This window comes from Prevotella sp. CAG:592 (genome assembly GCF_000436015.1).
Classification (GTDB): domain Bacteria; phylum Bacteroidota; class Bacteroidia; order Bacteroidales; family Bacteroidaceae; genus Prevotella; species Prevotella pectinovora.
In genome coordinates this window covers 24,303-35,654 of sequence record NZ_FR892490.1, presented here as the reverse complement: position 1 = coordinate 35,654, position 11,352 = coordinate 24,303, and the positions used below count along the sequence as shown (strand labels likewise).

The following is an 11,352-nucleotide window of genomic DNA, read 5'->3' as shown; positions in this document are numbered from 1 at the left end:
CCGTTATCGCCTGCATCTCGGCATGTGCGGTAACGTCGGTCAGGGTTTCTGTCAGGTTGTGGGCACGGGAGATGATGCGGCCGTGACACACCACGATGGCTCCCACGGGAATCTCTCCCTCGTCGAAAGCAGCCTGTGCTTCAACGAGAGCCTTGCGCATGAATTGCTCGTCTTGGTTTTCAGTGTTCATTGTGGATAAAGATTGTTTCCTTTGTCAGAACTTGACACTTCTCGTGCCGTCTTCGTTCTCTTTGATGTCCACATGGACAGCATCCTCCGGCAACAGATCTTCTATCAGCTCCGGCCATTCTATAAGGCATATTCCGCCTCCATAGAAATAATCTTCGTAGCCCATATCGTAGACCTCTTCCAACTTTTTGATGCGATAGAAGTCGAAGTGATAGATAGGGTAGTCCACGGTGTCAGACTGATATTCGTTCACGATGGCGAAGGTTGGCGACGTAACGGTGTCTACCACGCCGAGACAATCGCAGATTGCCTTGATGAATGTAGTCTTGCCGGCACCCATCTTGCCGTAGAAGGCGAACACCTTGGCGTCGCCCATGTTGTTTACAAACTCTTTGGCAGCTTCGTTGATGCTGTCGAGACCGTTTATTGTTATTTCTTTGTTCATTGTCGTTTGTTTTGTCAAGGGAAATACGGAGTCCTCTGTCGGATTATCCTTGTCTTTCCCTTGGTTTCTATTCCTTTAATAGTAATGTCGCTCTTCCTTTTTTCAGTTTCTCTTTTTCTTTTTCATCGTGACGAGCGGTATGAGCATCTCTTCCATGGATATTCCTCCATGCTGGAAGGTGTCTTTGTAGTACGACACATAATAGTTGTAGTTGTTTGGATATGCAAAGAACGTGTCGTTTGTGGCAAATACATACGATGTGCTCAGGTTCGGCGATGGCAGTTGTGCTTTCTGCGGGTCTTTTATGGCGAATACCTCCTTGGCGTTGTAGTTCAGGTTCTTGCCCAGTTTGTAGCGCAGGTTGGTGTTCGTGTTTCTGTCTCCCACTATCTTGATTGGTCTTGATGCCCTCACGCTGCCGTGGTCTGTTGTCAGCACCACGGTGTAGTCGCTTTCTGACAGTCGGCGGAAGAGGTCGGAGAGCACGGTGTGTCTGAACCAGCTCAGCGTGATGCTTCGGTATGCCGACTCGTTGTTTGCCAGTTCGCGCACCATCTTTGATTCCGTGCGGGCATGGCTGAGCATGTCGATGAAGTTTATTACAAGTACGTTGAGGTCATTGTCGCCAAGCTGACTGAACTGCTGCAACAGTTTGTCGGCGCCCACCGAGTCGTTCACCTTGTGGTAAGAGAATTTCGTTCCCGTCCGGCGGTATCTTTCGAGTTGCGTCTGTATGAGTGGCGCTTCGTTGAGGTTTTTCCCCTCCTCTTCGTCCTCATCGACCCACAGTTCCGGAAACATCCTCGCTATCTGGTTTGGCATCAGCCCGCTGAAGATGGCGTTTCGTGCATACTGTGTCGCTGTCGGCAGAATGCTCATATATAGATTCTCGTCGATATCGAACATGTCGCCCACCTCGTTTGCGAGCACCCTCCATTGGTCGTAGCGGAAGTTGTCAATCACAATCAGGAACACCTTCTCTCCCTTGTCGAGCAGCGGAAATATCTTCCGGCTGAAAATGTTGTTGCTCATCAGCGGCCTTGATGGCAGCTGTGCGTTGTTGGGGTCCACCCAGTCGAGGTAGTTGTTGCGTATGAACTTGGCGAATCCGTTGTTGGCTTCGCTCTTCTGCATCATGAGCATCTCTGTCATGTTGCTTTCGGTGCTGCTCAGTTCCAGTTCCCAATGCACGAGCAGTTTGTACACGTCGATCCATTCCTCCACAGTCCGGCAGTTGTCAATCTTCGTTGATATGTTCATGAAGTTCTGCTGATATCCGGTCTGTGTCACTTCCGTCACTATTTCCTTCTGGTGTATGTTCTTTTTGAGGGTGAGCAGGATTTGGCTTGGGTTGACTGGTTTTATCAGATAGTCGGCAATCTTCGATCCTATTGCCTGGTCCATGATGTTTTCCTCCTCGCTCTTTGTCACCATCACTACAGGTGTGGCAGGCAGAATCTCCTTTATCTTCTGCAGCGTTTCCAGTCCGCTTATTCCCGGCATCATCTCGTCGAGCAATACGAGGTCGAAGTTGTGTCGTGAGCATTCGTCGATGGCGTCGGTGCCGTTGCTCACGGTGATGACCTCATATCCCTTCTTTTCCAGGAATATGATGTGGGCGTGCAAGAGTTCTATCTCGTCGTCCACCCATAATAGTAGTCCGTTGCTCATTGTCGGTTCGTGATTTATTATTCAATATACTTGATCCATGATGACATGCAACAGTGGGTTAGAATCCGTCCAGCTCGTAGTAGTCGTCTTCGAGGTTGAATTCCTGTTGCTTCTTCTGCTTTTTGTCGTCCTGCTGGATATTGTAGTTGTTGTCGTCAGCGTCGTCGGTGAAGTGGATGCCGTTGTCTTGCTGTTGAGGCTTTTTCTCTTCTTCCTTTTTGGGCGCAGGCTTCTCTGTCGTTGTCGCTTTCTCCGTCTTGGTTGTAGACTCCGTCTTGGCTGAGGTGCCTGTCTTTTCCGTTTTCTCAGTCATTGCAGGACTATCTGTCTTGGCAGGTTCCTTTGTCGGCTTTGGCACTTCCTTTTCCGCCTGCTGATCCAACTCTATGTTTGGCAGGTCGTCGTTTGCGGTTTGCTGCTTTCTGTCGTTGGCAGACTGTCGTTCAGGAGTCATGTCGAATGTTTCCTGCTGGTCTGTCGTCGAGTTGTCAGTGTCAGGCAGAGAGAATGTGTTGTCGTCAACAGGTGTTTCAACCTTCTTGTCAGTCGGTGCTGCCACGTTGTTGTCCACCGGTATTGTCAGACCGTCGTCGGCAGGCGCGACTGTTTGACTGTCGATAGGTATTATGGTGCCATCGTTCTCCTCGTTCTGCTTCTCGTCGTTAGTCGGTATTCCCAACTGCAGGAACGTGTCGTCGTCGATCACTCCGCCATTGTATAATTTGTTCTCCTCCTGCTTCTCGCTTTCCGGTTCCTTTTCGTATTCTATCGTTTCCGGCTCAGAGAGCAGTCGCATGGTACTGATGTGCAGCGGTACGAAGTGCTTCTCGTAGAACTTGTCATAGTCGTTATAACTGTATTGCGTTCCGAGCAGCTCCTTGTTGGAGTCGCTGATTATTATCGCTCTTGCCTTGCGTGTGAGTCGCAGGATGTTATTGTTGGAGTATAGCTGTCGTGCGTATTGCAGCGCCTCGTCGTAGCTCTTGAATCCGCTTATCACCATTCTTTCCAATCCTTCCACTTCTTCTCTTGCTATCTCGAAGTTTCTGACGAGGAAGTTGCTGAAATTGTATTTCGCCAATTCGAAGAGCAGCTGGTTCTCGTTTATGGAGTCAGTCTGATAGGCGATGATGAACGAGAAGTCCACATTGCGCTCCGCCGTGAATTTGCGCGTCTTTATAGAGTCACTGTCGCTCATCACTTCGGCACGTCTCTCCCACACATCGCTGATGTCGAATTTTCCGCCATGCAGTTTTCTTCCGGCGTTCACTCCGTTTACAATCATTCCTGCCAGTGTGCTCACTTCGCTCTTCGGGTATTTGTCCACCACGGTCTTCATGTCGTCTACGCAACCTTTGGCGTCACCGCTGTTCAGCTTTGCCATACCGTCGAAGAAAATGAACTTGTCGCGGTTTGCACCCAATGGGAATCGTGTTGCCGATATCTGCACGTTGTTTTTCACCTCCATGAACTTGTCAGCCTTGAAGGCATCGTATGTGGCGGCATACAGAGAGTCTTCCAGATGCACGCCATAGCGGGAGTTCTCCACGAAATGCGGGTCGGATAGGAGTGTCGTCCATTCGCTGTCGGGGAATCCGCTTTTCAGCTTTTCGAGATATGATGCAGCCGTCTGTGGCTGGTGCATTCTGCTGTAGAGCAGGAACAAATGATAGTATGTATTGTCCATGTGCTCGTAAGTAGGGTAGTCGTCGGCAAGACGTCGCAGCTCCTTTTCGCTGAGCACGAGGTTGTCGAGTTTGTCCTTGAATATCACTCCTGCATTGTATAGTCCGTCCATTATAAGGAGGTTGCTCGCCTCCACCTGTTCTTCGGTGAACGGAATCTGTGCGAGATAATATTCCCGTTTGTGTGGATCGTTCTGTGCGCTGTCAGCCACATTTGCCAGTGAGTCCTCCATTTGTGCCACGTTTGCGAGTGAGTCTCTCATCTCGTCGGTCATCTCTTCCACTCCCTGTGCCTGTGCGACGACGGTCTTGTTCACTCGCTGCCAGTCGTCCACGTTCTCACGCTTTCCCCATAGTTTCTGGAAGGTAGCCTTGCCTTGACTCACTGCCATAGGGTTGTAGAAATACCAGATGGCGTCTTTCTTCTGTTGGGTGTTGTTTGTGATGTTGTTTCTCTGGTCAGCGTTTGCGCTGCCTCCGTTCTGTGCCTGAACGCGCTGTGCCTCGGCTTCGGCCTGTGCGTCGCGCTCTTCCTTTTCCTTCTTCTTCAGCGCTTCTATCACACGGTCGATGGCGGCGTTGCGGTCTTTCTCCGACATCTTGGCGAGAGCCTGCAGAGAGTCCTGCAGGTGTACGGCGTCGGTATGTGGAACGAGTTCGTCGAGAATCTTCGAGCGGTCAGACAGTTGCTTGTAGTCCTTGCGGTCTTTGTCGAGCAGTCCGATGGCTTCCCCGTAGCAGCGTCGTGCGTTGCTGAAGTCCTCCTTCGCCCAGTATATGTCGCCGAGTGTCAGGAGCAGCACGCCTTTCTCTATTCCGTTGCGCGTAGATTTGGCGTTTCCCTTCTCATATGCGGCAATTGCCTGTACGGTGTCCTTCTGGTTCATGTATATGTTGCCGATGGCATAATACACCTGGTCGAGATATTCCTTGTTGTTGTCGTTTCTCGCCATTCGTTTCAGTCTGCCCACCATTTGCTTCCATTTTCCCGTTGCCATCACTTCCGTCATGGCTATGCGGGCATTGAATTCCAGTTCGTATGGCGGTTGCTGCCTTATCACGCTTCTGTATGCCTTGTATGCCGCCTGCCTGTTGCCTACAGCGGTCTGCAGCTGCCCCATCAGATACCATTCGCGGGCGCGCTGCTTGCGGCGTCCCTCGTGTTTGATTACCTTTCTCAGATAAGGTATTGCCTCCTGGTATCTGCCTGTTCGGATATAGTAGTCGGCGTAGGTGTAGTCCCAGTCTTTCTGCGCCCTCCAGTTCAGCGAGTCTCGCTTTATTTTGGTTATCACATCTTCTGCGTCGTATAGCCAGTCCTGTTCCACGTAGCATCTTGCCAGCCAAGCCCTTGCCTTGCCGTAGATAGCGGGTTGCGTGGCATACAGACGGCTCATGTATGCGAAAGTGGAAGCCGCTTCGTCGAACGACCCCTTCATGAATTGTGAGCGTCCCATCAGCAGCCATGCTTTCCAGAGGAACGGGTTGTATTCGCGTCTGTTCAGCCATTCGATGTCTTTTGCGTTTTTCTTGCGCGATTTGTTCCATTCCGGTCGTTTCTTGATGCTGTGCAGCTTTATCGCCTTCTGGCATTTTTCTATTGCGCGGTCGAAGTTTCCCTTTCCCAGTTCGCGGCTTGCTTTGTTGCCCACGGTGTATAGGGGCAACATCTCAGTGAAGTTGTCCTTGTTGCCGTTCTCTTTTTCGAGAGAAGCGTCTATATATGCTAACGAACCGTTGTAGTAGGTGTTGTATCTTGCGTTGAATGAATGCCACCATCTGCTTGCCGACGTGTTCTTCTGTGTGGAGCAGCCGATTACGGTCATGACGGCAAGAAACGCCACGACTATTGATAATGTATGTTTGTCTATAATATTTTTCACTCTATAATAACTCAAAAAACCGCTTTTTATTGTATGTGCGGATGTTTTGTATTATCTTGTGTAATAAAGATTGTCGGCAGATTGTTTTGCTCCGGTCCTGCTATTCTTCCGAGATCAGGAAACCGGCGTCTGCCAGGTCTTTCCAGAAATGCGGATATGATTTCGTCACCACTTGCGGATTGTTGATTCCCAGTCCTGGTATCTGTGATGCCGCAGGAGCGAAAGCCAATGCCATACGATGGTCCTCATAGGTTTCGATTACGGGATTTTCTTCCGGTTCGCAGCGCTCTCCGTCCCATATCAGTTCCGTTCCGTCGCCGTCGCTTATCACATATCCCAGCTTGCGCATTTCCGTTTTCAGCGCCACGATTCGGTCGGTCTCTTTGATGTGCAGTGTGGCGAGTCCTGTGAAGTGGAACGGCACTCCCATCAGAGCGCAGGTCACCACGAACGTCTGTGCCAGGTCTGGCTGGTTGATGAAGTTGTAGTCGAGCCGTGCCGACACAAGTCCTGTCTTGCGTAGTGTCACAGTTGTCGGCACGTTGCGTGTCCTGCTGCTGAACGAAGTCTTGATGCCCAGCATGCTGAAGAGATATTTCACCACAGAATCGCCCTGCAGCGAACCGTCCATCAGTCCGTTGAGTTTTATCTCCGCCTCGTTGTCTTTTGAGAGGGCGAGAATCTCATACCAGTATGACGCCGCACTCCAGTCGCTCTCGATGTAATAATCCTGTGGGGTGTATGGTTGAGGTTTCACTTCTATAGTGTCGTTGTCTGTCCATTCTGCATTCGCTCCGAAGTTGCGCATTGTGCAGAGTGTCAGGTCGATGTATGGTCTGGAGATGATGTCTCCGTTGAGATGCAGTGTCAGTCCCTTCTCCATACCCGGTGCTATCATGAGCAGTGCTGAGATGAACTGCGAGCTTACGTTGCCCTGCACTTCCAGCGAACCTCCCTGCAGTTGTCTTCCCTTGATGCGCAATGGCGGAAATCCCTCATTCTCTTCGTATGCCACGTCGGCGCCGAGTCTTAGCAGTGCGTCGGCCAGGATGTTGATTGGGCGGTGTCTCATGCGTTCCGTTCCCGTTATAGTGTGCTCTCCAGGTGTCGCGGCAAGATAAGCTGTCAGGAATCTCATTGCCGTGCCGCCCGCCTTGATGTCGATGGTTTCGGGCATGTCTCTCAGTGCGTTGACCATTACCACTGTATCGTCGCAGTCTGACAGATGTTCAGGCATTGTCTTCCTTCCCGAGAGGGCATATATGATGAGCGCCCTGTTGCTGATGCTCTTCGATGCCGGCAGATTTATTTCCGTCTCGAGCTGTTGTGGTGCCGTTATTCTATATGTCATGTCTTATATCCTTTTTAAATTGGTTTCGCTATGTGGCGTTTTTCTTGCCGTTTCGTGTCAATAAGCCGCATTGTCGCCTTCGATGATGTTTCTCACCGTGCGATACATTATATATAAGTCGAGACCTATCGACCAATGCTCTATATACCAGATGTCGCCTTCCACTCTGCCCTCCATCTGTGACAGCTGTTTCGTTTCGCCTCTGAATCCGGTAACTTGGCTCCATCCCGTTATTCCTGGTTTCACGAAGTGGCGTATCATGTATTTGTCGATGAGCTTTGAGTATTCCTCAGTGTGCTTGAGCATATGTGGGCGCGGTCCCACCACGCTCATGTCCCCCTTCAGCACATTCCAGAACTGCGGCATCTCGTCGATGTTCGTCTTTCTCATTATGTCGCCCCATTTCGTCTTTCTCGGGTCGTCTTTCGTTGCCTGCAGTTTGTCGGCATCAGCGTTCACCTTCATGCTGCGGAATTTGTAGCAGTAGAACTCCTTGCCGTTCAGTCCGTTTCTTTTCTGCTTGAAGAAAATCGGTCCCGGCATTGTCAGTTTCGTTATTATTGCCACGATAATGAAAATGATAGGGAACAGCGTCACCAGGAACACTCCCGACACCACGATGTCGAAGGCACGTTTCAGTGCACGGTTTTCGGGGCGGGAGAGAGGTTCCCTGTAGAGACTCAGGTATGGCACGTTGCCGAGCATGTTGAAATAAACCCTGTGGTGCAGGTAGTTCGTCACGTTCGGTACGTTGTAGAAGTGTATGAAATTCTTTTCGCAGTAGTGTATTATCGGCTGGATCTCGTCGGCACGGCTTGATGGCAGACAGCAGAACAGCTCATGTATTGAATGGTTGCCCTTGAGATAGTCTATCACTTCGCTCGTCTTGCCAAGGAATTTGCATTCTTGGGGAAAGTTCCGGTTAGGCTGGTCATCGAAATATCCCACTACTTGGTATCCCAAAGATGATATTGCGAGCATCTCTTTGTATAGCGAGATGTTGTTCTCCTTACTGCCGAGGAACACCACCCGGTTGATTGATTTTCCTCGTCTTCTGTAGCTTATTACTGCCCATCTCACGAAAATGCGGAATGCCGACACCATGAATATCAGCGAGAAGAGGAATAACGGCAGGATTTTGTAGCTCATGTGATTGAAATGGCCGAGTCTGAGCAGCGGTACAGACAGAACCACGAAGAGCAGCACGTTTCTTGTCACGAGCGTAACTATTTGGAATCTCTTCACATTGCGTATGTATAGTATCACTCCGCCGTTGAGTATGCAGGCGCAATAGATTACTCCGATGAGTATCGACGTGTGTAGCTGCGTGTCGTCCAACGGCGTGCCTATCACGGTGTTGAAGAGCCAGTATGTCAGCATGGCGATGATGAAGTCGCCAAGGATGGTGGCAGCTACTACGAGACCGTTGCTGTGCATATTGTTCAGCTTCTGTCTCATCCATGTTCCGCCCATATTTACTTGTACCCATTCCATATGCGTAGTTCAAAACTTGTTTTTTATTAGAGATCTTTGCTCTTTTTATCTTAAGTCGGTATAGTCTGATAGAAAGGATGTTTCTTTTTCTCATGGTATCTCTTTCTCGTCTTTGTCAGGGGCAATGCAGGTTTTGACATGCATTGTCCCCGGATTGTCGGCGAGTCGGGGGTGTCTCTTCCCAGTCGTCATTTAGTCTTCTTTTCTTCCTTTTTTCAGAGTTTTTGAGCCTTTGCTGTTGTTGCAGACTCGTAAGCATGTGTCAGCTGATGCCGTCCTTATACCACTTGAACAGTTTCTCCACTCCGTCTTCTATCTCCACCTTGTGGGTCCATCCCAGACTGTGCAGCTTGCTCACATCGATGAGTTTGCGTGGTGTGCCGTCCGGCTTGCTTGCGTCGAATTCCACTGTTCCTTCGAATCCTACTGCTTTTACCACAAGTTCAGACAATTCCTTGATTGTCAGTTCTTTGCCTGTGCCCACGTTGATATGGCAGTTCCTTATTTCGCCGAGCTGCGGTATCGCACCTCCTCGTCCCTCGCTGTTGTTGCGGTCTACTGTTCCGTCAACCTTTGCTCCATAGAACACCGAGCTGTATTTCTCTATGCCTATGATGTCTTTGAAGTCCACGTTGAGCAGCACGTGTACACTGGCGTCGGCCATGTCTTGGCTCCACAGAAATTCGCGCAGCGGCTTGCCGGTACCCCAGAGCACCACTTTGTTGTCGTATATCCCGTAGTATTCCAGAGCCTTGAGTATGCGGTCCTTCGGGTTCTTTCCGTCCACGTTCCCTTCACCTATAGTCTGGCGTAGCTTGTCGTCTGGGTTGATCGGTCGTTTGTCCATATCCTTCTCAATCATGTCCCATGCTCCGTCGTGGATAAGCTTTGCCAGATATATCTTGCGCATCATCGCAGGCATCACGTGGCTGTTCTCCAGATGGAAGTTGTCGTTCGGTCCATATAGGTTCGTCGGCATCACGGCGATATAGTTCGTGCCATACTGCAGGTTGTAGCTCTCACACATTTTCAGTCCGGCAATCTTTGCTATTGCATATTCCTCGTTGGTGTATTCCAGTGGTGAGGTAAGCAGTGCGTCCTCCTTCATCGGTTGTGGCGCATCCTTCGGATAGATGCAAGTTGAACCGAGGAAGAGCAGTTTCTTCACCCCGTGCGAATATGCGTTGCTTATCACGTTGCACTGCATCTTCATGTTCTGCATGATGAAGTCGGCGCGGTATAGCGAGTTCGCCATTATTCCGCCCACGAAGGCTGCTGCGAGCACCACAGCGTCCGGCTTCTCCTCGTCGAAGAATTTCTCCACTGCGTATTGGTCTGTGAGGTCCAGCTCTTTGTGTGAACGTCCCACCAGGTTTTCGTATCCCCTTGCCTTAAGATTGTTCCATATCGCCGACCCCACGAGTCCGTGGTGACCGGCGATGTAGATTTTGCTGCTTTTGTCTAATGACATGTTTTATTAGTGTTTTGTATTCCTATATCGGTGTTGTTATTTCACGATACCCTTCTCAAGATATTCGGCGAGGTTTGTCTTCACCTTCTCTCCGGCGCGTTCCACTGCCACCTTTGCCATGTCGGCGTCAACCATTATTTTGACGAGCTTCTCAAACGATGTCTTGCCCGGGTCCCATCCCAACTTAGCCTTTGCCTTGGTTGGGTCTCCCCAGAGATTCACCACGTCGGTAGGGCGATAGAAATCCTTTGACACCTCGATGATTACCTTGCCCGTCTTCTTGTCGATACCCTTCTCGTTTTCGCCTTCACCCTTGAATTCCAGTTCTATGCCGACATGCTTGAATGCCAGATAGCAGAAGTCACGCACAGAGTGCTGCACTCCGGTAGCGATGACGAAGTCCTCCGGTTTGTCATGCTGCAGGATGAGCCACATACACTCCACGTAGTCCTTGGCATATCCCCAGTCGCGCAGCGAAGAAAGGTTGCCCAGGTAAAGCTTTTCCTGTTTTCCCTGTGCGATGCGTGCTGCCGCGAGTGTTATCTTGCGTGTCACGAACGTCTCGCCTCTGCGCTCGCTCTCATGGTTGAAAAGGATTCCCGAGCAGCAGAACATATTGTAAGCCTCGCGGTATTCCTTCACAATCCAATATCCGTAGAGCTTTGCCACGGCGTATGGGCTATATGGATGGAACGGAGTGTTTTCGTTCTGTGGCACTTCCTCCACCTTTCCGTATAGCTCCGATGTCGATGCCTGATATATTCGGCATGTGTCGGCAAGTCCGCACTGGCGCACAGCCTCGAGCACTCTGAGCACTCCGGTTGCGTCAACGTCGGCTGTGAACTCCGGTGAGTCGAAGCTCACCTGCACGTGGCTCTGTGCCGCGAGGTTGTATATCTCTGTGGGTCGCACCTTGCTCACCACCTGTATGAGGCTCATGGAATCTCCCATGTCGGCATAATGCAGATGGAAGTGTGGCTGTCCCTCAAGATGGGCGATGCGCTCACGGAAGTCAACCGATGAACGGCGTATCGTACCGTGTACTTCATATCCTTTACCGAGCAGGAATTCTGCCAAAAACGAGCCGTCCTGGCCCGTGATGCCTGTAATAAGAGCTATATTCTTCATAAATAACTGTTTGTTCTGTTGTGTTCTTTTTTATG

At 50.4% G+C, this 11,352-nt stretch carries 7 protein-coding genes and 1 pseudogene (1 of these 8 cut by a window edge); all 8 read right to left on the bottom strand.

Going from position 1 to position 11,352, the window contains the following annotated elements; genetic code table 11:
• A pseudogene (locus QVO99_RS00770) lies at positions 1 to 190 on the bottom strand (nucleoside deaminase) (it extends 280 nt beyond the left edge of the window).
• 24 nt (positions 191 to 214) lie between these two features.
• Positions 215 to 634 carry a tRNA (adenosine(37)-N6)-threonylcarbamoyltransferase complex ATPase subunit type 1 TsaE gene (gene tsaE / locus QVO99_RS00765; protein ID WP_022315677.1) on the bottom strand — a complete coding sequence of 140 codons (420 nt, stop codon included), beginning with the start codon at positions 632 to 634 and terminating at the stop codon, positions 215 to 217.
• A gap of 102 nt (positions 635 to 736) precedes the next feature.
• Positions 737 to 2,305: a bifunctional response regulator/alkaline phosphatase family protein gene (locus tag QVO99_RS00760; RefSeq protein ID WP_022315676.1), complete on the bottom strand. Its 1,569-nt coding sequence runs from the start codon at positions 2,303 to 2,305 to the stop codon at positions 737 to 739.
• Positions 2,306 to 2,363: 58 nt separating this feature from the next.
• Positions 2,364 to 5,816, bottom strand: a complete 3,453-nt coding sequence (gene porW, locus QVO99_RS00755) for a type IX secretion system periplasmic lipoprotein PorW/SprE (protein WP_288176841.1) — start codon at positions 5,814 to 5,816, stop codon at positions 2,364 to 2,366.
• Between the two features lie 157 nt (positions 5,817 to 5,973).
• Positions 5,974 to 7,224, bottom strand: coding sequence for a 3-phosphoshikimate 1-carboxyvinyltransferase (locus QVO99_RS00750; RefSeq protein ID WP_022315674.1), 1,251 nt, complete (start codon positions 7,222 to 7,224; stop codon positions 5,974 to 5,976).
• Between the two features lie 57 nt (positions 7,225 to 7,281).
• The gene (locus tag QVO99_RS00745; RefSeq protein ID WP_288176840.1) at positions 7,282 to 8,682 is read right to left on the bottom strand and encodes an undecaprenyl-phosphate glucose phosphotransferase; all 1,401 of its coding nucleotides are present in this window, start codon (positions 8,680 to 8,682) and stop codon (positions 7,282 to 7,284) included.
• A gap of 298 nt (positions 8,683 to 8,980) precedes the next feature.
• A complete protein-coding gene (locus QVO99_RS00740) occupies positions 8,981 to 10,189 on the bottom strand; it encodes a GDP-L-fucose synthase family protein (RefSeq protein ID WP_022315671.1) in 1,209 nt (402 codons plus the stop codon).
• A 36-nt stretch (positions 10,190 to 10,225) separates the two neighbouring features.
• The gene (gene gmd, locus QVO99_RS00735) at positions 10,226 to 11,317 is read right to left on the bottom strand and encodes a GDP-mannose 4,6-dehydratase (RefSeq protein WP_022315670.1); all 1,092 of its coding nucleotides are present in this window, start codon (positions 11,315 to 11,317) and stop codon (positions 10,226 to 10,228) included.
• Positions 11,318 to 11,352 lie beyond the last annotated feature (35 nt).